General features: G+C 54.6%; 19 protein-coding genes, 2 tRNA genes and 5 pseudogenes. 9 read left to right on the forward strand and 17 right to left on the reverse strand.

Going from position 1 to position 21,757, the window contains the following annotated elements; genetic code table 11:
• Positions 1 to 517 precede the first annotated feature (517 nt).
• The 3 genes from GTU79_RS14325 to GTU79_RS14335 all read right to left on the reverse strand — a co-directional run bounded on the left by GTU79_RS14325 (position 518) and on the right by GTU79_RS14335 (position 2,218).
• Positions 518 to 594, reverse strand: a tRNA-Val gene (locus GTU79_RS14325).
• Positions 595 to 602: 8 nt separating this feature from the next.
• Positions 603 to 678: transfer RNA gene (locus GTU79_RS14330), tRNA-Val, on the reverse strand.
• A gap of 166 nt (positions 679 to 844) precedes the next feature.
• Positions 845 to 2,218, reverse strand: a complete 1,374-nt coding sequence (locus GTU79_RS14335) for an MATE family efflux transporter (protein WP_214514082.1) — start codon at positions 2,216 to 2,218, stop codon at positions 845 to 847.
• A gap of 252 nt (positions 2,219 to 2,470) precedes the next feature.
• Between GTU79_RS14335 and GTU79_RS14340 the strand changes: the two are divergent.
• A pseudogene (locus tag GTU79_RS14340) lies at positions 2,471 to 3,124 on the forward strand (riboflavin synthase subunit alpha).
• A gap of 101 nt (positions 3,125 to 3,225) precedes the next feature.
• Here GTU79_RS14340 and cfa read toward each other — a convergent pair.
• Both cfa and purR read right to left on the reverse strand, forming a co-directional pair.
• Positions 3,226 to 4,376: pseudogene (gene cfa / locus GTU79_RS14345) on the reverse strand (cyclopropane fatty acyl phospholipid synthase).
• A 426-nt stretch (positions 4,377 to 4,802) separates the two neighbouring features.
• Complete coding sequence (gene purR / locus GTU79_RS14350; protein WP_132921596.1) at positions 4,803 to 5,819, reverse strand: HTH-type transcriptional repressor PurR; 1,017 nt, start codon at positions 5,817 to 5,819, stop codon at positions 4,803 to 4,805.
• Positions 5,820 to 6,018: 199 nt separating this feature from the next.
• On the opposite strand from purR, the gene cydH reads away from it, so the two are divergent.
• On the forward strand, positions 6,019 to 6,108 hold the full coding sequence (gene cydH, locus GTU79_RS14355; protein ID WP_132921595.1) for a cytochrome bd-I oxidase subunit CydH: 90 nt from the start codon (positions 6,019 to 6,021) through the stop codon (positions 6,106 to 6,108).
• Positions 6,109 to 6,133: 25 nt separating this feature from the next.
• Here cydH and GTU79_RS30395 read toward each other — a convergent pair whose 3' ends face one another.
• Complete coding sequence (locus GTU79_RS30395) at positions 6,134 to 6,976, reverse strand: C40 family peptidase (RefSeq protein WP_253073608.1); 843 nt, start codon at positions 6,974 to 6,976, stop codon at positions 6,134 to 6,136.
• A gap of 441 nt (positions 6,977 to 7,417) precedes the next feature.
• On the opposite strand from GTU79_RS30395, the gene GTU79_RS14365 reads away from it, so the two are divergent.
• A complete protein-coding gene (locus GTU79_RS14365; RefSeq protein ID WP_132921592.1) occupies positions 7,418 to 7,765 on the forward strand; it encodes a Grx4 family monothiol glutaredoxin in 348 nt (115 codons plus the stop codon).
• Between the two features lie 127 nt (positions 7,766 to 7,892).
• Here the strand turns inward: GTU79_RS14365 and rnt are convergent, their stop codons facing one another.
• Positions 7,893 to 8,558, reverse strand: coding sequence for a ribonuclease T (gene rnt / locus GTU79_RS14370; RefSeq protein WP_132921591.1), 666 nt, complete (start codon positions 8,556 to 8,558; stop codon positions 7,893 to 7,895).
• A gap of 246 nt (positions 8,559 to 8,804) precedes the next feature.
• The gene (gloA, locus tag GTU79_RS14375; protein ID WP_203521428.1) at positions 8,805 to 9,212 is read right to left on the reverse strand and encodes a lactoylglutathione lyase; all 408 of its coding nucleotides are present in this window, start codon (positions 9,210 to 9,212) and stop codon (positions 8,805 to 8,807) included.
• A gap of 167 nt (positions 9,213 to 9,379) precedes the next feature.
• On the opposite strand from gloA, the gene GTU79_RS14380 reads away from it, so the two are divergent.
• Positions 9,380 to 9,625, forward strand: a complete 246-nt coding sequence (locus GTU79_RS14380) for a DUF1289 domain-containing protein (protein WP_214514083.1) — start codon at positions 9,380 to 9,382, stop codon at positions 9,623 to 9,625.
• Between the two features lie 525 nt (positions 9,626 to 10,150).
• Positions 10,151 to 10,579 (forward strand): transcriptional regulator SlyA, encoded by a 429-nt coding sequence (gene slyA / locus GTU79_RS14385; protein ID WP_214514084.1) that lies wholly within the window; start codon positions 10,151 to 10,153, stop codon positions 10,577 to 10,579.
• 152 nt (positions 10,580 to 10,731) lie between these two features.
• Here slyA and GTU79_RS14390 read toward each other — a convergent pair whose 3' ends face one another.
• Positions 10,732 to 11,199, reverse strand: coding sequence for an outer membrane lipoprotein (locus GTU79_RS14390; RefSeq protein ID WP_203521426.1), 468 nt, complete (start codon positions 11,197 to 11,199; stop codon positions 10,732 to 10,734).
• A gap of 327 nt (positions 11,200 to 11,526) precedes the next feature.
• On the opposite strand from GTU79_RS14390, the gene anmK reads away from it, so the two are divergent.
• From anmK to tyrS, 4 genes are all read left to right on the forward strand, one after another.
• Positions 11,527 to 12,630, forward strand: a complete 1,104-nt coding sequence (gene anmK / locus GTU79_RS14395; RefSeq protein ID WP_203521425.1) for an anhydro-N-acetylmuramic acid kinase — start codon at positions 11,527 to 11,529, stop codon at positions 12,628 to 12,630.
• 43 nt (positions 12,631 to 12,673) lie between these two features.
• A complete protein-coding gene (locus GTU79_RS14400) occupies positions 12,674 to 13,000 on the forward strand; it encodes an MliC family protein (protein ID WP_203521424.1) in 327 nt (108 codons plus the stop codon).
• Positions 13,001 to 13,058: 58 nt separating this feature from the next.
• Entirely contained in the window at positions 13,059 to 13,709 is a 651-nt protein-coding gene (gene pdxH, locus GTU79_RS14405; RefSeq protein WP_203521423.1) for a pyridoxamine 5'-phosphate oxidase, read from the forward strand.
• A 66-nt stretch (positions 13,710 to 13,775) separates the two neighbouring features.
• The gene (gene tyrS, locus GTU79_RS14410) at positions 13,776 to 15,050 is read left to right on the forward strand and encodes a tyrosine--tRNA ligase (protein ID WP_203521422.1); all 1,275 of its coding nucleotides are present in this window, start codon (positions 13,776 to 13,778) and stop codon (positions 15,048 to 15,050) included.
• 49 nt (positions 15,051 to 15,099) lie between these two features.
• On the opposite strand, the gene gstA is transcribed toward tyrS, so the two are convergent.
• From gstA to rsxA, 8 genes and pseudogenes are all read right to left on the reverse strand, one after another.
• On the reverse strand, positions 15,100 to 15,720 hold the full coding sequence (gene gstA, locus GTU79_RS14415) for a glutathione transferase GstA (RefSeq protein WP_132921582.1): 621 nt from the start codon (positions 15,718 to 15,720) through the stop codon (positions 15,100 to 15,102).
• Between the two features lie 138 nt (positions 15,721 to 15,858).
• The gene (gene nth, locus GTU79_RS14420; protein WP_203521421.1) at positions 15,859 to 16,494 is read right to left on the reverse strand and encodes an endonuclease III; all 636 of its coding nucleotides are present in this window, start codon (positions 16,492 to 16,494) and stop codon (positions 15,859 to 15,861) included.
• The gene (locus GTU79_RS14425; RefSeq protein WP_132921580.1) at positions 16,491 to 17,183 is read right to left on the reverse strand and encodes an electron transport complex subunit E; all 693 of its coding nucleotides are present in this window, start codon (positions 17,181 to 17,183) and stop codon (positions 16,491 to 16,493) included. Before GTU79_RS14425 ends, nth begins: the two co-directional genes overlap by 4 nt.
• Positions 17,176 to 17,811 (reverse strand): electron transport complex subunit RsxG, encoded by a 636-nt coding sequence (gene rsxG / locus GTU79_RS14430; RefSeq protein ID WP_203521420.1) that lies wholly within the window; start codon positions 17,809 to 17,811, stop codon positions 17,176 to 17,178. The genes GTU79_RS14425 and rsxG overlap by 8 nt, the downstream gene beginning before the upstream one ends.
• Positions 17,812 to 17,821: 10 nt before the next feature.
• Positions 17,822 to 18,873 (reverse strand): annotated as a pseudogene (gene rsxD, locus GTU79_RS14435) (electron transport complex subunit RsxD).
• A 27-nt stretch (positions 18,874 to 18,900) separates the two neighbouring features.
• Positions 18,901 to 20,553: pseudogene (gene rsxC, locus GTU79_RS14440) on the reverse strand (electron transport complex subunit RsxC); the annotation flags it as partial.
• Positions 20,546 to 21,121: an electron transport complex subunit RsxB gene (rsxB, locus tag GTU79_RS14445; RefSeq protein WP_203521417.1), complete on the reverse strand. Its 576-nt coding sequence runs from the start codon at positions 21,119 to 21,121 to the stop codon at positions 20,546 to 20,548. The pseudogene rsxC and the gene rsxB, both read right to left, overlap by 8 nt.
• Positions 21,121 to 21,701: pseudogene (gene rsxA / locus GTU79_RS14450) on the reverse strand (electron transport complex subunit RsxA). Before rsxA ends, rsxB begins: the two are co-directional and overlap by 1 nt.
• Positions 21,702 to 21,757 lie beyond the last annotated feature (56 nt).

The raw sequence follows: 21,757 nt of genomic DNA on the forward strand, positions 1-21,757 counted from the left end.
TTTTGTCTTTTCATAACAATGGTATCTGCAAGTTGTGATGGATGATGAATCTGGTGTATCGCCGGTGAGTATCGACGATGAAAATATGCAGCTCGGCGAGCCTGTTCCCTACGTTCAAGGATAGGTGACAAAAGTGAGAAAGAGATGAAAAAATGTAAACAAGTCGCCCGGTAAAGCGGGGACGTTTAACAGGCAAGACTATTTTAATTAGTATGGGGCTAATCAATCGGCTGAAACCATTCAATTGAAATAACGTTTCGTATTATAGTTATTGAGGCGGCGGACACAAGATAAAAACAGCGCAAATAATGCTTTAGGCGTCAAAAGCGACTTTTTGGCATATACGCAAAATTTTGTTTTCAACTATTGTACATATGTACTACGGAATTAACTCATGTCCAACCGTCCCATGTTACAAATATATTAAAGCATCGGCGCAAACGGCCTGATGATGGGGTGAGATGGAAGTTTAAACGGAAAAAGGGGTTAAATCAGAAAAGAAAGGAAACAATGGATATGGTGCGTCCGAGTGGACTCGAACCACCGACCCCCACCATGTCAAGGTGGTGCTCTAACCAGCTGAGCTACGGACGCACTAAGGATGGTGCGTTCTAATGGACTCGAACCATCGACCCCACCATGTCAAGGTGGTGCTCTAACCAACTGAGCTAAGAACGCATACCGGACAACACTGCCAGTCTGACAGCGGGACGAATATTAACGGGCATTATCAACCCTTGCAAGGGGAAAAACCGTTTTTTCCCCGCCAGGTCATCCAACTGCCGACGTAATGTGCAGGAAGCCGTTTTTTTGTCCACGCCGGGACGCGTTGCCAGCGATGGTTTCAGCGCGCCGCGCGGTGGAGAATCTGCAGCGGCGGCTGACGTTGCAGCCAGCGTATGCGCATTGACATCATGATTGCCGCCGAGGTCAGGCCGATAATAAAACCTATCCAGAAACCGCTGGGGCCCATGGCGGGGACCGCATAGTCCGTCAGCGCCAGAACATAGCCGCAGGGCAGGCCCAGCAGCCAGTAAGCGGTAAAAGTGATAAAAAATATCGACCGGGTGTCTTTGTAACCGCGCAGGATGCCGTTGCCAATGACCTGGATTGAGTCGGAAATCTGATAAAGCGCCGCCAGGGACATCAAATGCGATGCCATGCTCACTACCGCCGGGGTGGCATTATACCAGCTGGCGATATGCACCCGGAACCGGTAGGTGAGTATCGCCGTCACGCAGGCCAGCATCACGCCGGCGGCCAGGCTGGTCCAGGCGGCGACCCGCGCTTCGTCCACCTTGTTTTCACCCAGGCGGAAGCCCACGCGGATCGTGGCCGCCACCCCGATTGACAAGGGCAGTACGAACATCAGCGCGCTGAAGTTCAGGGCGATTTGATGACCGGCAACGGACACAATGCCCAGCGGCGTCACCAGCAGCGCCACCACGGCAAACAGCGTCACCTCGAAAAAGAGCGAGGATGCCACCGGCAATCCCAGCGAGCACAAACGCCGCAGGGTCGGCCAGTGCGGCAGCACGATAGCGACGGCGGTACGGAAATCCGCAAAGGTGCCGGCCCGGAGCACATACAGCCACATTACCCCAAACATAATCCAATACACCGACGCCGTGGCGATGCCACAGCCCACACCGCCCAGGGCCGGCATACCCAGCTTGCCGTAGATAAACACATAATTGATCGGGATATTTGCCGCCAGGCCGAGGAAACCGATGACCATGCCTGGCTTGGTTTTGGAAAGACCTTCGCATTGGCCGCGCAGCACCTGGAAAAACAGATACCCCGGCGCCCCGAGCAGCAGAAAATGCAGATAGGCGACGGCTTTTTGCGCCAGGGCGGGATCGACACGATGCATCCTGCCGATGACAAACCTGGAATGATACAAAAGGAACATAATCAGCAGCGAGACGGACAAGGCCAGCCAAAACCCTTGGCGCACTTGAAAGGCGATGCGATCGCGCCGGCCGGAACCGTTTAGTTGGGCAATGACCGGCGTTAGCGCCATGATAAGACCGTGGCCGAATAAAATAGCGGGCAGCCAGATGGAAGTACCGACGGCGACGGCGGCCATGTCGGTGGCGCTTACGGAGCCGGACATCACGGTATCCACCACGCCCATGGCGGTTTGAGCGATTTGCGCAAGGATAACCGGTAAGGCCAGCGACAATAATGTACGCGCCTCGAGGAAATACTTCTGCACGCAGGCACCTATGAAGTTATGGATTAAAAATAATACAAGCTGCAGATAAATTAATGATTATGGGTGAATTTAAGCGGTAATTTATGCGGCGTTTCTGAGGCATAGTGTAATGGATTCCCTGCTTTATACCAGTGCAATAATGCACATTTTCCGTGCATAGCGTTTCGCCGCGGGAGGGTATTTGGTTTTCACCTGAAATTGGGGCAATATAATACCCATCTTTTTAAGGTGTCATTAAAAGAGGTCAAGGCCATGTTTACGGGTATTGTTCAGGGCACCGCGTCGGTGGTGGAAATTGATGAAAAAACCAACTTCCGCACGCATTACATTAAACTGCCGCCGGCGCTGCTGGACGGGCTTGAGACCGGGGCATCGGTGGCCCACAACGGCTGCTGACTGACGGTGAGCGCCATCAAGGGAGATGTGGCGAGCTTCGACTTGATGAAAGAAACGCTGCGCATTACCAACCTCGGGGAATTACAGGTGGGGGATGAGGTGAACGTGGAGCGTGCCGCTACGTTCAACGCCGAGATTGGCGGCCATGTCATGTCCGGCCATATCATGTGCAGCGCGGAAATCGTTAAAATCGCCACCTCGGAAAACAACCGGCAGATTTGGTTTAAAATGCCGGACAAGGAGTTGATGAAATATGTGCTGTACAAAGGCTATATCGGTATCGACGGCATCAGCCTGACCATCGGAGAGGTTGCCGCGGATAAATTTTGCGTCCATTTGATTCCCGAAACCCTCACCAGGACAACACTTGGCAAGAAACGCCTGGGAAACCGGGTGAATATTGAAATCGATCCGCAAACCCAGGCGGTTGTGGACACCGTTGAACGGGTCTTGGCGCAGCGGGAGGCCGCACTGGCCGTCGCTGCCGGACACGAAGTGAAAATGAGGTAAAACGCTATATCCCGACAGTGGGGATAGGGACGCTTTATTGCCCGTCCAGGGCAATAAAGCGTTGGAGCGGAAAGTCCAAAAGAACGTACCGCAATGAACGCTTAGCGGGGCACACGAATCCCGCCTTCAACCCCTTGCGGGCTGAACAATACCTGCCATAAATGGATGTTACGGGCGCGAAAAGCGCCGGCACAGGCATTCAGGTAGTAGCAGAACATCCGAAAGAACCGATCCGAATAATTTCCTGATAACGTCGGCCAGGCGGCGAGAAAACGTTCATACCAGGCCATCAGCGTTTTGTCATAATCGGCACCGAAATTATGCCAGTCCTCCATAACAAAATGCTTCTCGCTGGCCCGTGCGATGTGCTGCACGGAAGGGAGGCAGCCATTGGGGAAGATGTACTTGTCGATCCAGGGGTCCACGTTCATATCGGTCTGGTTGGAGCCGATGGTATGGAGCAGGAAAAGGCCGTCGCGTTTCAGGTTGCGATCAATTACGTCGAAATAGGTGGCGTAATTTTTCGGACCTACGTGCTCAAACATGCCTACCGAAACGATACGGTCGAATTGCACGTTGAGGTCGCGGTAATCCTGCAGAGAGATAGTGACGTCCAAACCTTCGCAGCGATCCTGCGCCAGTTTCTGCTGTTCAGCGGAGATAGTCACCCCCTGAACCGAAACACCGTAGTTCTTGGCCGCATAAGCGGCAAGCCCGCCCCAGCCGCAGCCCACATCCAGCAGCGTCATGCCCGGTCTCAACTGCAGCTTTTCGCAGATCATCCTAAGCTTGTCCTGCTGCGCTTCCTCCAGGGTGGTGGCCTTGTTCCAATAGCCGCACGAATACTGCATATAGGGATCCAGCATCAGGCTGAACAGATCATTACCGAGGTCATAATGCTCTTTGCCGACAATCCAAGCCCGTTTTTTAGACTGAAGATTCATGAGCCGCGCGGCGGCAACGCGCATAACATCCTTGAAATGCCGGGGAAGCTTATTTTCCAAACCGGCTCTTAAAACGCGCTGAAAAAAGATATCCAGTCGCTCGCATTCCCACCAGCCGTCCATGTAACTTTCACCCAACCCCAATGACCCGTCCTCTAGCACGCGTTTAAAAATTCCGGGTTCTTGACATGAATATCAAACGGCCTTGCTCCGTTGATCTTTACACCTGCCTCAGCAAGCATTTCATGGATGATTCGATACCAAGCATTATCATGAAAGCTCAGGTCTTCAACACACGAGGAACTCATAGCTTCTCCATCACCTTTCTTCTGTTATAACCCCGTCAGGAAAAGCGTAGCCGATACCTGCGGGCTTTTATAATCATCCACGGGTATCCGTGGTGTCGGATGTACCACAATAAACAGAGGAATATAAAAACACCAATAGACTGTTTGTCAGACGGGCGCTTCATAAATAGGATGACGCCATGTAAAAACACGACATTCTTTTAAAGCAAAATTATTAGACAACTCGTTATATTTGTTAACGATATTGAGTATAAGCCTGCATTCCGGTTTAGACAATAGCTGACAGAATAATGTATTTCACAGATAAGTTAATGATTTCCTATCGGAACAATAACTCATCAGGCACATTCGGCGGTATGAAATATATTATTACATTCGGGAGCGAATCACCTTTGATAAGGGGCTCAGGAGGCCGTGTGCCGCCCTTCAGGAGCGAAACGGGCCGTCGGCCACCGAACGGCGTACAATCAGGGCGGGATGCACTTCGATAATCCTGGCGTTTTCCCGTTTGCTGGTGATACGGTCCAGCAGCATGGTCAGCGCGGCCTCGCCCAGCTCTTCTTTGGGCTGATGAATGGTAGTCAATGACGGGGTAAAAAAGCACGAATTGCGCACATTATCATAACCGATAATTGAGATGTCATCGGGAACCTTCATGCCCATTTCATCAATGGCGCACATTGCACCCATGGCCATGATATCACCGCCGCAAAATACCGCCGTGGGCCTTTGCGGCCTGGACAGAATGAGTTTCATGGCCTGATAGCCGGATTCCGGTTCGAAATCCCCCTGCACAATCCATTGATGGGGAATGGCGATGCCGGCTTCCTCCAGGGCCCGCAGGTAGCCGCGATGACGTCCGCCCCCGGTATTACGCGCCAGTTGGCCGGGTATGGCGCCGATATCGCGATGCCCCCGGGAAAGCAGATAGCGGGTCGCCATGTAACCTCCGGCGAAGGCATTGTCGATAATGGTATCGGTGAAATCCCGGCGAGCTTCGCCCCAATCCATGACCACCATGGGGATATGGCGATACTCTTCCAGCATATTCAGCAACGGTTCGGGATATTCGGCGCACATCACCAGCAACCCGTCCACCCGTTTTTGCGCCAGCATCGCCAGATAGGCGCCCTGTTTGTTCAGATCGTTATGGGAGTTGCACAGCACAAGGGTATATCCCCGCACAAAACAGTGGTGCTCAATCGACTCGATAATTTCCGCGAAGTAGGGCGCTTCGCTTGAGCTGGCCAGCAGGCCGATGGATTTTGTGCGGTTGATCTTAAGGCTGCGCGCCACGTCGCTGGGGGAATAGTGCAGCTGCCCGATGGCCTCCAAAACGGCGATCTTGGTCTCTTGCGCCACAAATCGCGTCTTATTGATGACATGTGACACCGTGGTGGTGGATACCCCGGCGCGTTTCGCCACGTCTTTAATGGTTGCCATGCGTGTAGAACTCCTGTACGCCGAAATAAATAAACCGCCAATTTTCCTTGATTCGGCACTAAAGTGAAAGCGATAAAGATAAATATGCTCGGGAGTTGCTGCCCGGCAAGCTTTTTTAATCGGGTTATGCGACACTGCTTACAACCTACGGGTGTAAAGATATCCCGTTCAGCGACAGGTGTAGTGATAAGGAGAAGTGATGAGCAGCGATTTCAAATTGTCATTAATGACCACGGTATTTTCCTTGCTGGTGATCATTGCGTTCAGCTTTACCGCGGTAATGAATTAAGGCGCCCAGGCGCCTTTTTTTCCTTTCAGCGAATGGTTTTCGGCGTCACGACCCGGCGGGCGCCGACATAGTGATCCGCCCAATAATCTTCATTCAGATAGCTGATGCGGATATCGCGGCCGGTGCGGGGGGATTCGATAAACCGTCCGTTGCCCAAATAAACGCCCACATGATCCGCCGCGCCGCGGTTGGTGATATGGAAGAAAACCAAATCGCCGCTTTCCAGATCGTCTTTCTTCACCGGCGCCGCATCGCGTAAATGGAACATTTCATTGGCGGTACGGGGCATATGAATCCGTACCACGTCCTTATAAGCATAATAGATCAGGCCGCTGCAATCGAACCCGGTATTGGGTGACATGCCGCCCCAGCGATAAGGCTTGCCCATCTGGGACATCAGCTTGTTCATCGCCGTCAATTTGGCATGTTGATAGCGTTTTTTGTGGCTGTCGCTCATGATGATGGGTTGGTCGTTGGCAATGAGATCGAGCGTGGCGCTTTCTTTCATCCGATGCCTGCCGTAACCCTTTTTGTAGCCTTTTTTCGGCGGGGTAAAATTGGCTATTTTTTTTTCGGGGGGGATTGGGTGCAATTTTTTAACGTGGTTTTTTTCGACGGCCGGCTCTTTCGCTTTGGCGACGGGTATGGAATGTAATTTTTTATTGCTGCTTTTTTCAGCAACGAGCTCTTTTGGTTTGTCTGTGCTATGACGGGTGATTTTCTGCTCGGTCACCGGTTTGCTTTTTTTGGTTATCTTCAACACCTCTTTAAGAGGTTTTCGTTTGCGTCGGTCACCTGTTTTAGCCGTACTGGACTGTGATTTTCGCTGGTCGGCATTGATACCGGCATTGGGCGCGGCATGCGCCAAATTGAAAAATAACTGAGTAAAAGCAACACAAAAGCGTAAAGCATAAACGCATGATTAACGCTATCCTCTGTGGCCCCAAAGAGGGGTTATAAATGCCTCAAAGGAATTTAAGCTATTTACCCCTACTTTGCATCATGAATTATCATCATATTGTGAATAAACGTGAACGACTGCATATTTGTTGCATTCATCGGCATAATTTGGCGCAAAATTCAACAGTTTTCAATTGTTAAAAAGAGTTTGGCATCCATGCCCCGGCGCCGGGTAAAAGGCCGCCTTTGGTGTTATCCTTTATTAAGGTGCTGCGCATCTTTGTCCGTGCGGGCTATGGCGGGCAAAAAAACGTTTATCTATTTATACGGTAATCGTTAGAATAGTGATTCTGAGCATAATCCCGCCCAGAGCAGATAAGGCCAGCTTATGGCTTGAGGAAGCGAGACAATGACGACGATTGAAAAAATTCAGCAGCAAATTGCTGAAAACCCGATTCTTCTTTATATGAAGGGCTCTCCGAAATTGCCTGGTTGCGGTTTTTCCGCGCAAGCGGTACAGGCGCTTTCCGCCTGCGGCGAGCGTTTCGCTTATGTGGATGTCCTGCAGAATCCGGATATTCGGGCCGAACTGCCGAAATTCGCCAATTGGCCGACCTTCCCGCAATTATGGGTGGATGGTGAATTGATTGGCGGTTGCGATATCATTCTTGAAATGTATCAGCACGGCGAGCTACAGCCGCTTATCAAAGAAACCGCGGTGAAATACGGTTCTCAGGAAGATCAGCCGTCCAATTGAGTCAGTGAGGGCTTCTAGCCTGAGCGTTCAGAAAAGATAAAAGCCAATCCTATCGCTGGGATTGGCTTTGATTTTATGGTCAAAACAAACATGCTCTCCCGCTTTTCGGCCATCTCCGTGATTTGATTTAATCAGTTTCGCCGCTGCTATCGTCGCCGAGCGGCGGTACCGGCCAACCCCCGAGACGCTTCCAGCGATTCACCAGTTCGCAAAACAGCTCGGCGGTCCGCTCGGTATCGTACAGGGCCGAATGGGCCTGGCGGCTGTCGAATTCAATTCCTCCGGCGGCGCAGGCTTTCGCCAATACGGTCTGCCCAAGCACCAGTCCGCTCAGCGCCGCGGTGTCGAAGGTGGCAAAAGGATGAAACGGGTTGCGTTTGAGATTGGCGCGTTCCGCCGCCGCCATCAGGAAACCATGATCAAAACCTGCGTTATGGGCCACGATTACCGCACGGTTGCAGCCTTGATCCTTTATGCCTTTGCGCACCATCTTGAAGATTTCATGCAGCGCATCGTATTCGCTTACCGCACCGCGTAAAGGATTGGACGGATCGATGCCGTTAAACGCCAGCGCCTCCGGCTGTAACAGGGATCCGGGGAAAGGTTCGACATGAAAATGCAACGTTTGGTCCGGCACGAGCCAGCCTTCTACATCCATGTTCAATGTCACGGCGGCAATTTCGAGCAAGGCGTCGGTAGCGGCGTTAAAGCCTGCGGATTCTACATCAATGACAACCGGATAAAAGCCGCGGAAACGGCCGCGAAGGGAATTTACATCGTCTATTTCAGCCATGCCTGTTCTTACTATTTAGAAATACAGCCCGCATTATGGCAAATTTTGTTCCGGTATGCATGGCGAATCCATTTTCATTGGCTGCCCGCAATGGAATAGTGCGGTGATTAAACGGAAAATGGAAAGATAATCCTGAATAGGGACCCCTGTCTTGGGTCCCGTCCGTTACGATGTAACTTTAAGCATTCGCGGATTTATGATGTGCGGCGCATTACCGACCGCCACCGCCCGGCCGTGGCCAATATGTCAGTGCCCGAGGCCCAGGCCGGCGTGACGCTGCTCGATCAATTCTATTTTATAACCGTCGGGATCTTCGATAAAGGCGATGATGGTCGTGCCGCCTTTCACCGGTCCGGCTTCACGGGTAACCGTGCCCCCGGCCTGGCGGATGCGTTCGCAGGTAGCGGCGACATTATCTACGCCCAGGGCGATATGGCCATAGGCGCTGCCGAGATCGTAGCTGTCGACTCCCCAGTTATAGGTTAATTCAATAACTGCGCCTTCGGTTTCTTCGGTATAGCCGACAAACGCCAGCGTGTATTTATATTCAGTGTTCTCACTGGTGCGCAATAGGCGCATTTCGAGTATTTTAGTATAGAAATCAATAGATCTTTGTAAATTTCCAACTCGTAGCATGGTATGTAGCAGGCGCATAATATCCTCTTGGGATCATGACGGTGTAATGTCCGCCGCAGAAAAGGTAGTCGCCAGTATAGACCGTGGGACGGCGGTTTTACAGTATGTCGGACGGGCGGGCGAGGGCAAAAAATCTTGCCAGTTGGGTAAATAACGTCTTCAATGAAAGTAAATAAGGAGGGCCTGTGCCGGAACAGCTTGAGTTTTTCACCATACCCAGTCCCTGTCGCGGTATCTGCCAGTCGGACGCCCGCGGCTACTGTATTGGCTGTTTCCGTTCCCGGCAAGAGCGCTTTGACTGGATGGGGATGAATGACAACCAGAAAAAGGAGGTACTGCGTTTATGCCGCCAGCGTTATTTGCGCCTGGCGCGGGCCGCTAAAACGGCGGAGTCTCTTGGGGACGACCCGGATCAACCCAGCCTGTTTTGACGCTGAGGTGAGTATTGATGAGATATTAGTGGTACTGATTAATATTATTTTACGAACTAATTAGTAGCTACTTATATATTAAAATTACATTATTACCCTGAATACATGAAATATTGATATTTGTTATGTCTTCATTTAACTTAAATTAACAATAAATCACGCTCAATGACAATAATAGTGTTACAGTTATGAATAATCCGCTTGGCATATGATCTGCCTCAATATGAAAGGGTTAAGGTAGTCGCAAAGAGGAACGGATTATTGAACGTTTCCAGAGATTACCCTACACCAGGTGGGAAAATGCGAAGGAAGGAGAGTGAATTCATCCGATTCACCGGATGTTTCGAAAACATATGCGCTCTTCGGTAACATCCATTTTATCAAAGGAATAACATGCATATTACATCCATCTCAACTTAAGTTTCGCCATATTTATATATATATTTGTATTTTGCCATTCCACCCATTAGAATGGATGGGAATCCAGGGAACAAGCTTAATCAGCTTAATTATAAGGAGAGAGAATTGGAATCGCCATTAGGATCTGATTTGGCGCGACTTGTTCGTGTTTGGCGCGCACTGATTGACCATCGCTTAAAACCTTTAGAGCTTACACAAACGCATTGGATCACGCTGCATAATATTTGCCAATTGCCCCCTGAGCAGTCGCAAATTCAATTGGCGAAAGCCATCGGCATCGAGCAGCCCTCCTTGGTCCGGACGCTTGATCAGCTCGAAGAGAAGAAACTCATCACCAGGCATACCTGCGCCAATGACAGGCGGGCGAAACGTATAAAATTGACGGAGTCCGCCGAGCCAATCATCAAAGAAGTTAATCATGTTATAAATAGTACCAGAGATGAAATCCTGGCGGGGATCTCAGAAAAAAAAATTAAATTTTTGAGTAATATGATCGCCAGGCCAGAGAAGAATTTCCATGGAATTTATAAATAAATCCTGATCAGGTTGGGTGTGTTGCATATGTTCCATATAAAAAACCGGCATATTTTGCCGGTTCTTTATATAGACAGATGTGAATGATGTCGTACCATTGATTTTCACCCACAGCCTTAACAGTAGGGGAGAAATCAAGACATGCCGCTGTGTCAGCGGGGCGAAACGGTCACGCCGCGTCCGTTGCCGGCCATGGCGACGCGTTGGCCCACGCTGAAGCGGGTCGGCCCCTGTTTTTGTACGACGATGATGGTTCTGCCGTCATCTTCGCGAATGGTCAGCTCCACACCCTGGGTACGGTTCATGGCGCTGCCGACGTTCTGTCCGGCGACGCCGCCCACTACCGCGCCGGCGGCGGTAGCGACACCTCTGCCGCCGCCGCCGCCGATGGTATTGCCCACCAAACCACCCAATACCGCACCACCGATGGTGCCGATAATGTTTGAATCTTCCCCACCCTGGATCTGCACCGGACGGACCCCAACCAGGGTACCGTAAGTCACGCTTTGAACTTCTTTGGCTTCGGAGGCAGAATAGACATCACCGGATAAGCCGTTGTTATTGGCACATCCTACCAATGTCAAACCAGCCAGGGTGACCACGAGCAAACGTTTCATCATTGAAAACTCCTATTGTACGACGTTCGTCCAAGGCAAACCCAGACGGAACTCATGCTAATATAGCTGCGCTGATGGGTGATGCTACATCAGACAAGGCTAGTTTAGTTACTGTAGTTGATAATATTGAAAAAATCATAAACTGCGAATAAACGGACGCCAATTTGTGACTTTCGCAATGATTTTACGGCTAACCTTTTTCTTATTTCGTCATGATTTTGTAACAAGTTTAATTATTTGCCTGCTTTTGATGGTCTCATTCGATAAAAATGTTAACGTTATTACAGTATGATAACCAAAACCCTCTTTATAAGGAACAAGGCCGGCTCAATGAAAACAGGTCGCTATGTGGGAGTCATGTCAGGAACCAGCCTCGACGGCATCGATGTGGTGCTCGCCGCCATAGATGAGCATACCGTCGCGCAGCAGGCCAGTTACACGCATCCGATTCCGCTGGACATAAAACAGCAGATACTCTCCATGTGCCAGGGGCAGGCGGTGACTTTATCCCAATTAGGGGAATTGGACACCCGGTTGGGCAGGTTGTTCGGCGAGGCGGTGATAAAAATGTTGCGCAACGCGGGGGTCAATGCGAGAGAGGTCACCGCCATCGGCTGTCACGGCCAGACGGTATGGCATCAGCCCGGCGGCGATTTTCCCTGCACCCTGCAAATCGGCGATAACAACCTGGTTGCCGCCATGACCGGGATTACCACCGTGGGGGATTTTCGCCGCCGCGATATGGCCTACGGCGGACAGGGGGCGCCGTTGGTGCCGGGTTTCCATCACGCTCTGCTGGCCCATCCCACGGAACGGCGCATGGTGCTCAATATCGGCGGTATCGCCAATTTATCGCTGTTGCTGCCGGGCCAGCCGATTCGCGGTTACGATACCGGCCCGGGCAATATGCTGATGGACGCCTGGATTTGGCGCCAGAAAGGTAAGCCTTATGACCTGGACGCGATCTGGGCCGCAGGCGGGAAAATTCATTCGGAGCTGTTGCGCCGGATGCTGGCCGACCGCTACTTTTCCCTGCCGGCGCCGAAAAGCACCGGACGGGAACACTTTAACCTGGGCTGGTTGAACCAGCAACTGGGCCAGTTTATGCCGATACCGCCGAGGGATGTTCAGGCGACCCTGGCTGAGCTCACCGCCCGGAGTATCTCCCAGCAGGTCATGTTATCCGGCGGCTGTGAGCATTTGCTGGTTTGCGGCGGCGGCGTCCGCAATCCGCTGGTGATGGCCAGGCTGTCGGCGCTGCTGCCGGGAATTGAGGTAAGTCCTACTGACAAATACGGCGTCAGCGGCGACGATATGGAGGCCTTGGCATTCGCCTGGCTTGCCTGCCGCACGCTGTCGGGTTTGCCGGGGAACTTGCCTTCGGTGACCGGCGCCAGCCGGGAAACCTTGCTCGGAGCGATTTATCCGGTCTGAACAGGGACATCGTTTATCCACATGTTCAACCGGGAGCAAAATAATGAAAAGAGTGATTTTCTGCCTGACCGTGCTAAGCGTGCTCGCCACCGGCGCCTGTTCCCGTCTGCACCGCGGCCCCGACGTGCAGGCGCTTCATTATCAATGCGGCACCACGCCGTTGACGGTACGGCAAAATAACCGGCTGTCGCAGGTCAGCCTGATACTTGACGGCAAACAGTTAACCTTGCCGCAGGTGGCTTCCGCTTCGGGCGTTCGCTACGATAACGGCCACTATAGCTTCTGGTCGAAAGGGAATCGGGCATTTATCGAGCGCGATGGACGCGTCATCATTGATGATTGCATCCTGAACGGGGAGAGCGGTAAATGATTGAGATTTTTAACCACGCGGCGCACAATAAAGCCACGGTTTCACGCTATATACCATTATGACTGAACAGAAAATTGATATCGCCGACCTGCGTCGGGAATATACCCGCGGCGGCTTGCGGCGGGCGGATTTAACGGCGGAACCGATGGATTTGTTCGAGCTTTGGCTCAGGCAGGCCTGCGAGGCGCAGCTCGCCGATCCCACCGCCATGTGCGTGGCGACCGTGGACGAGTCCGGACAACCCTATCAGCGCATGGTTCTGCTCAAGCACTTCGACGCCGCCGGCATGGTATTCTATACCAACCTGGGCAGTCGCAAGGCAACGCAGCTGGCGCACAACAACCGCATCAGCCTCCATTTTCCCTGGCATAGCCTGGAGCGCCAGGTTATGGTGCTGGGCCGCGCGGAACGCTTGTCGGTGTTTGAGGTCTTGAAATATTTTCACAGCCGGCCCAAGGACAGCCAAATCGGCGCCTGGGTCTCGCAACAGTCCAGCCGCATCTCCACCCGCGGGGTGCTGGAGAGCAAATTCCTCGAGCTGAAACAGAAATTCCAGCAGGGCGAAGTGCCGCTGCCCAGTTTTTGGGGCGGTTATCGCGTGGTTATCGATACCATGGAGTTTTGGCAGGGAGGTGAACACCGGCTGCACGATCGGTTTATCTATCAGCGCCAGGACGCGGGCTGGCGCATCGACCGCCTGGCCCCTTAATCCCTTTCTTCATTATGCTATTCGCAGCACTTTATCACTCAATTTGTATATTACGGAGTTTTTTTGATGGCAAGCAGCAACCTGATACGACAATTGCAAGAGCGGGGCTTGATAGCCCAGGTAACGGATGAGGCCGCGCTTTCCGAGCGGCTGGCTCAGGGGCCGCTCTCGTTGTATTGCGGTTTCGACCCGACCGCCGACAGCTTGCATTTGGGACATTTGGTGCCGCTGCTGTGTTTAAAGCGTTTCCAATTGGCCGGACACCGTCCGGTGGCGCTGGTGGGCGGGGCTACCGGCTTGATTGGCGATCCCAGCTTCAAGGCCGTTGAGCGCAAATTGAATACCGCCGAAACGGTGCAGGAGTGGGTGGATAAAATCCGCCGGCAGGTATCGCCGTTCCTGGATTTTGACTGCGGCGAGAACAGCGCGGTAGCGGCAAATAACTACGACTGGTTCGGTAGCATGAATGTCCTGACCTTCCTGCGGGACATCGGCAAGCATTTTTCCGTCAACCAAATGATCAATAAAGAAGCGGTGAAGCAGCGCCTCAACCGTGACGATGTGGGAATTTCCTTTACCGAGTTTTCCTACAACTTGCTGCAGGGCTATGATTTTGCCTGTTTGAACAAGCAATATGGCGTTGAGCTGCAGATCGGCGGGTCCGATCAGTGGGGGAATATCACTTCCGGCATCGATTTGACGCGGCGCATGCATCAAAAGACGGTGTACGGTTTGACCGTGCCGCTCATCACCAAAGCGGACGGCACCAAGTTCGGTAAAACGGAAGGCGGCGCGGTATGGCTGGACCCGCTGAAAACCAGTCCCTACAAGTTTTACCAGTTTTGGATCAACACCGCCGACGCCGACGTTTACCGGTTTTTAAAATTCTTCACCTTTATGCCCATTGAAGAGATCAATGCCCTGGAAGCGGAAGATAGCAACAGCGGGACCGCACCCAGGGCGCAATATGTGCTGGCGGAGCAAGTGACGCGCCTGGTGCACGGAGACGCAGGGCTGGCGGCGGCGGTGCGTATTACCCAGAGCCTGTTTTCCGGCTCATTGCAGGATCTTACCGCCAACGACCTGCAACAGCTGGCCCAGGACGGTATGCCGGTGATTACGCTGCAAAACGGCGCGGATCTGCAACAGGCGCTGGTGGATGCGCAACTGGTGCCATCCCGCGGTCAGGCCCGTTCGCTGATTTCTTCCAACGCTATTGCCGTGAACGGTGAAAAACAGTCCTCGGCGGAATATGTCTTTACGGACGCCGACCGCCTGTTTGAGCGTTATACCCTGTTGCGGCGCGGCAAGAAAAATTACTGTTTGATCAGTTGGAATTAAAAGTATCGGCAGGGGACCGAAACCGGCCCCTGCGATTTTGTCGCTGGTGTTAATCAACCGCCTGGGATTCCGCCCGTTCGGCATGCAGCGCCGCAACCACGGACGGGCGAAGTTTTATCCGCTGGTAAAAATGCCCCACCGTCGGGGTGGCGTAGAGATCAAATCCCAACCGATCGGCCCAGGTCAGCATGGTAAACAGATAGGCATCCGCTACGCTGAACCTGCTGCCGAGCAAATAATCCTGACCGGCCATTTCCCGGTCGAGATAGAGCAATTTACTCTCCATTTGCTGGTGTACCTGCTCTTTGTAGTCCGGCGGCAGGTGGGTATCGAATAACGGGCTCAGGCCTTTATGCAGCTCGCTGGCGACATAATTGAGCCATTCCATGGCCTGATAGCGTGACAGGGTGCCCGCCGGCGGGATCAATTGACGGTCCGGCACCAAATCCGCCAGGTACTGCACTATGGCCACGACTTCGGTCAGCACGGTGCCGTCGTTCAACAACAGCGCCGGTACTTTGCCCTTCGGATTTATCGTCAGATAATCTTCGCCGTGCTCGGTTTTTTTAGTGCGAAAATCCACTTTTTCAATCGTGAAATCCAGTCCGGCCTCGCGCAGGGTAATGTGAGCGGTCAGCGAGCTTGCACCAGGCATATAGAAAAGCTTCATAAACGACCCCCCACGATGATGCGTTCTCATAGAATACGTCCAACTTAGGTGGCAGGATAGCGATGGTTGCATCGCTGTCATAGTTTTTCATTCTGAAAGGCAAACAACGGCTGTTTTGCGGTAGCGCAACAGGGCAAGTCAGGCATAGACTTTTTCCCTGAACTCGCAGAGATCCTCAATCAGGCAAGAGCCGCAGCGCGGCTTGCGGGCGATACAGGTGTAACGTCCATGGAGAATCAGCCAGTGATGGCAATCAACCCGGAATTCAGCCGGCACGACCTTGATAAGCTTTTGCTCCACTGCCGCCACGTCCTTGCCCGGCGCGAACTCAGTGCGATTACAGACCCGGAAGATATGGGTATCAACGGCAATGGTAGGCCAGCCGAAGGCGGTATTCAATACCACGTTGGCGGTTTTCCTGCCCACGCCGGGCAGCGCTTCAAGCGCGGCGCGGTCTTCAGGTACCCGGCCCTGGTGCTGCTCCAGCAAAATCCGGCAGGTTTTGATGATATTTTCCGCCTTGCTGTTAAAAAGCCCGATGGACTTGATATGGCTTTTTATCCCTTCTGAGCCCAGAGCCAGCATGGCGGACGGGGTGCCGGCCACCGGAAACAGCGTGGCGGTGGCCTTGTTGACGCTGACGTCGGTGGCCTGGGCCGACAGCAATACGGCAATCAATAATTCAAACGGCGATCCGTAGCGCAGTTCGGTGGTGGGATGGGGATTGGCCTCCCGCAAGCGGCTTAAAATGGCTATACGTTTAGCCTGATTCATGATCCTGCCTGTTCCTGTTCCGTCGTTTGTCTTACCGCCGCCTGACGCTGCCGGGCTTTAAGCCGGTGGTCGATGACATGTTTTCCCGCCAGCATAAATCCCAGCCCGATAAAGGCGCCGGGGGGCAGCATGGCTATCAGGAACGGGGTTTGCAGATGCAAAATGTCTATTCGCAGCGCTTTGGCCCACGGCCCCAGCAGCCGATCGGCGCCGTCGAACAGGGTACCGTTCCCCAGCAGTTCGCGGATGCCGCCGAGCACCACCAGGGCGCCGGTGGACCCCAGCCCCATAGCCAGTCCGTCCAGGGCCGACAGCGCCACCGGATTTTGCGAAGCGTAGGCTTCAGCCCGTCCCATGACTATACAGTTGGTGACGATAAGGGGAATGAAGATGCCCAGCGACTGATAAAGGCCGTAGGCATAGGCATTGATAAGCATCTGCACCGTGGAGACCACCGAGGCGATGATCATCACATAAATAGGAATACGAATCTCGGCGGGCACGAAGCGTCGCAGCGCCGAGACAGCGCCATTGGTGCAGGTCATTACCAGCGTGGTGGCTAAACCCAGGCCGAGGGCGTTGGTCACGGTATTGGATACCGCCAGCAAGGGGCACAGGCCCAATAGCTGCACCAGCGAAGAGTTATTTTCCCATAGGCCCTGGCGCAAAAGTCGTCTGGCTTCACTCATTTTCTCTCCTCCCGCATGTGGCAACGCCCTGCATATCTTCCGGCAGGGTCTCCAGATAAAGCGCCGTGCGTTTCACCGCGTTCACCACCGCGCGAGGCGTGATGGTGGCGCCGGTAAACTGATCGAAGCCGCCGCCGTCTTTTTTGACCGCCCAGAAGCCATCTTCCGCCGAATCAACCCTTTTACCGCTGAAATAGGTTATCCAATCCGAGACGCGCAGTTCAATCTTGTCTCCCAGCCCCGGCGTTTCATGATGTTCGGTAACCCGTGCGCCCAATACGTTGCCGTGAAAGTCCGCGCCCACCAGTAGCTGGATGGAGCCGGAGTAGCCGTCCGGCGCCGTGGACTCTATGGCCGCCGCCACGGCTTTACCCTGTTTGCGGGCCAGGTAGAGCCGGTGGGGGTTCGCATTGCCCAGTGCGCTGTCCGTCACCAGATAGCACTCCGCCAGCATATCATTATCATGCAGCCCCGGCGGCACCACTTCATCGAGCAATTGCCGCTGCTGATTGACGGCCTGTTGCCGGATGGCGGGTTCGGTGAGGGCGTGCACCAGGGCGGTAAGCGCGGTGAACAGGGCGGCAAAGGCCGCCAGGGTAATGCCGTGCTTGCGCATAATGCTCAACATCCGGCGCTCCTCATGGATGTCCGTAGGCACGGGGCTGGGTATAATGATCGATAAGCGGCACGCAGATATTCGCCAGCAATACGGCAAAAGCCACCCCTTCGGGGTAGCCGCCGTAGGTGCGAATAAGCCAGACCAGACCGCCGGTCAGCGCGCCGAATATCAGCCGCCCGCGATGGGTGGTGGAGGCGGTTACCGGATCGGTGGCGATAAAAAACGCCCCCAGCATGGTGGCGCCGGAAAACAGGTGCAGCATCGGCGGCGGCGCGGCCTGGGGCATCAACAGCCAGGCCAGGACGGCGCAAAACCCAGGCTCGCCAGAAAGGCGATGGGGATATGCCAACTGATGATGTTGCGCAGCAGCAGATACAAGCCGCCCGCCAGGAAACCAAGATTGACCCATTGCCAGCCCAGCCCCCCCAGCCAGCCGTTATAAAGCGGCTGTTGCAAAAGCCGGGCCGCATCGCGGCCGGCATGCAGGCCGGTTTTGTAATTATCCAGCGGGGTGGCCTGGGTAATCCCGTCAAACCCCTGGCGCACCTGCTGTAAATCCAGACCCAGGGACGTATGGCCGGAAAAAATAAGCCCCAGGGTATCCGCCAGTCCGGCGGGGTGCAGCCGCATGCTCTCTTCCGGCAGCCAACTGGTCATTTGTACCGGAAAAGAGATAAGCACTATGACATACCCCACCATGGCCGGATTGAAGGGATTATGCCCCAGGCCGCCGTAAAGCTGCTTGGCAATGATAATGGCGCACAGCGTCGCCAGGACAATGACCCACCAGGGACCCAAGGGCGGCAGGCTTAACCCCAGCAGGACAGCCGTCAGCAGCGCGGAGTAGTCGGTGAGTTTTGCCGGTACGGATTGTTTGCGCAGCGCCGCCGCCGCCGCCTCGGCCAGCAATGCGGTGATGCAGGCCAACACCACCTGAATCAACGTGCCGTAACCGAAGAAATAGCTCAGGGCGAGGAAGCCCGGCAGGCATGCCGCAATCACCTGCGACATGATCTGGCCGGTGGTTAACCGGTTATGGGTAAATGGTGAACTCGCTATTCTGAAAGCCATTTATTCCTCTTGAGGCTGTTTTGCAGCGGCGGCTTTACGGGCTTTTACCCGGGCAATGGCGGCGGCGACGGCATCCTGCTGCTGATGATGCAGGTCAGAAGTGACGCCGTCACCGTCAGCAGCAGGCCGCTGCGGCGCGCCGGACGCCATGGACACGACTTTTGTCGCGCTGGAGGGGGCGGTATCACCAAGGGATACTTTTGCCGGCATCCGCGGGACGATTTCGTCCAGCTTCACCGCCGCCTGCCGGTGGCGCAGTTCTCTGGCTGTTTTTTCCCGTTCGCGCCGGGCAAGCTTGGCCTCATAACGCGCCCTGGCGGTGGCTGATTTTTCCGCTTCCCCATCGAGGGCCCGGATCTCCGCTTTTTCCCGACGGTAATAGTGCACCAGCGGGATATTGCTCGGGCAAACATAGGCGCAGGCTCCGCATTCTATGCAATCGAACAGATGATGGCGCCGGGCCTTGTCGTGCTCCTGGCCGCGGCTGAACCAATAAAGCTGCTGGGGCAGCAGTCCGGCCGGGCAGGCATCGGCGCACAGGCTGCAGCGAATGCAGGCTTGCTCGGGCTGCGCTTTGGCCAGCTCCCCGGCGGCGGGGGCCATGATACAATTACTGATCTTGACGATGGGGACATCGAGAGACGGCAGGGTAAATCCCATCAATGGCCCGCCCATGATAATCAACTGCTCCCCTTCGGCAACAAAGCCCGCATGGCGCAGCAGATGCCCCACCGGGGTGCCGATGCGCCCCCAGACATTGCCCGGCTGTTTCAAGGCGCCGCCGGACAGCGTCACCACCCGTTCGGTAAGAGGCTCCCCGTCTATTACCGCCCGCTTGATGGCGAAAACCGTGCCCACATTCAGCATCAACACGCCGATGGAGGCCGAATGTTGACCGAAGGGTACTTCCCGCCCGGTAAGGATTTTCGTCAGCTGCTTGGCGCCGCCGGAAGGATATTTGGTCGGCACCACCCGCAGCAGGTAATTCGGCCGCTGCGCCAATGCCTGCTCCAGGGCGGATGCGGCGGCCGGTTTGTTATCCTCGATGCCGATGAGTACGCGCCCGGGGGCGACGGCATGGGCCACCACATCAATGCCCGCGACAATTTCATGGGCCCGTTCCCGCATCAGCCGGTCGTCGGCGGTAATATAAGGCTCGCATTCCGCGGCGTTGATAATCAGGGTCTCAACGCTGCCGCCGCCGGTGATTTTGGCGGCGGTGGGGAAACCCGCGCCGCCCAAACCGGCGATGCCGGCCTGATGTATCCGATTCAGCACCCACTGGGCGCTATACCGGCGGAAATCGGCCGCCGGCTGCAACGGGCACCAGCTGTCCAAGCCGTCGGCGCGCAGGATGATACAAAGCTCAGCCAGCGCCGACGGATGAGCGGTGATATGGGAAGTAATAGACTCAATCACCCCGGAGGTGGGAGCATGGACCGGCAAGGTGCGCCCCAGGCCGCGGGTCAGGGGCTGTCCGCGCAGCACCCGGTCGCCGGCGGCGACGCACAGTTCACCCTCCGGTCCAAGATGCTGCTTGAGAGGGATAATGAGCTGGTCCGGCAACGGCACCGCGCGCAGCGGCGTACCGCTGGACTGCTCCTTCATTTCCGGAGGATAAATGCCGCCGTCAAATTCCCAGATGCGGTCTTTGCGCAGTTCGGCGAATAAATTAAACATGGTGCTCCAGGGAAATGACCTGAACCGGGATGCGGGAAAGATCCCACTTCCAATTTAGCACGGTGTCCGCCAGCGGCCGCATTTCAATGCAGTCGGTCGGGCAGGGCGCGACGCATAAATCACAGCCGGTGCAGAGCTCGCTCACCACCGTATGCACCGCACGGGTGGTGCCGATAATGGCATCCACCGGACACGCCTGGATACATTTGGTGCAGCCGATGCAGTTGGCCTCATCGATCCAGGCCACGGTGGCCACGGGGCGGGACGCCTCGCCGCCGCCGTCCAGCGGCTGCGGTTCCACGTTCATCAAACCGGCGATTTTCAGCATCACCGGTTCTCCGCCGGGGGCGCACTTGTTGATTTTTTCGCCATGGACCGCCACCGCTTCGGCATAAGGCTTGCAGCCGGGATAACCGCACTGCGCGCACTGGCTTTGGGGCAGCAAGGCATCGATCTGTCCGGCGACCGGATCCTCTTCTACGGTAAAGCGGCGGGCGGCAAACCCCAGCAGGGCCCCGCATAGCAAAGCCAGCAGGCTGAGCGCGCCGACGGCATAGACCAAGACCATCAGAATTTCACCAGCCCGCTAAAGCCCATAAAGGCCAGCGACATCAGCCCGGCGGTCACCAGGGCGATGGACGAACCTTGAAGGGCGCCGGTACGTCGGCCACCGCCAGGCGTTCCCGGATGGCGGAGAACAGGATCATCACCAGTGAGAAGCCCGCCGCGGCGCTGAAACCATACACCGCGGACTGCAGGAAGTTATGGGCAAGATTGATATTGAGCAGCGCCACGCCGAGTACCGCGCAGTTGGTGGTGATAAGCGGCAGGAAAATGCCCAGCAGACGGTAGAGGGAGGGGCTGGTCTTTCGCACCACCAGTTCGGTGAACTGCACCACCACCGCGATAATAAAAATAAAGGAAAGGGTACGTAAATAGGCCAGATCCAGGGGTTGCAGGATAAAGTCATTTATCAGCCAGGCGCAGATGGACGCCAGCGTCATGACGAAGGTAGTGGCCATGCCCATACCCATTGCCGTTTCCAGCTTTTTGGATACGCCCATAAACGGGCATAAGCCGAGAAATTTGACCAGGACGAAATTATTTACCAGCACCGTGCCGATAAACAGTAGCAGGTAACCATTCATTGCCGTACCCATTTAAAAAGACGCGGGCTATTATCCGGCATAGGTTCCCTTTCGAC

It is taken from the genome of Sodalis ligni (assembly GCF_016865525.2).
GTDB classification, from domain to species: Bacteria; Pseudomonadota; Gammaproteobacteria; order Enterobacterales; family Enterobacteriaceae; genus Acerihabitans; species Acerihabitans ligni.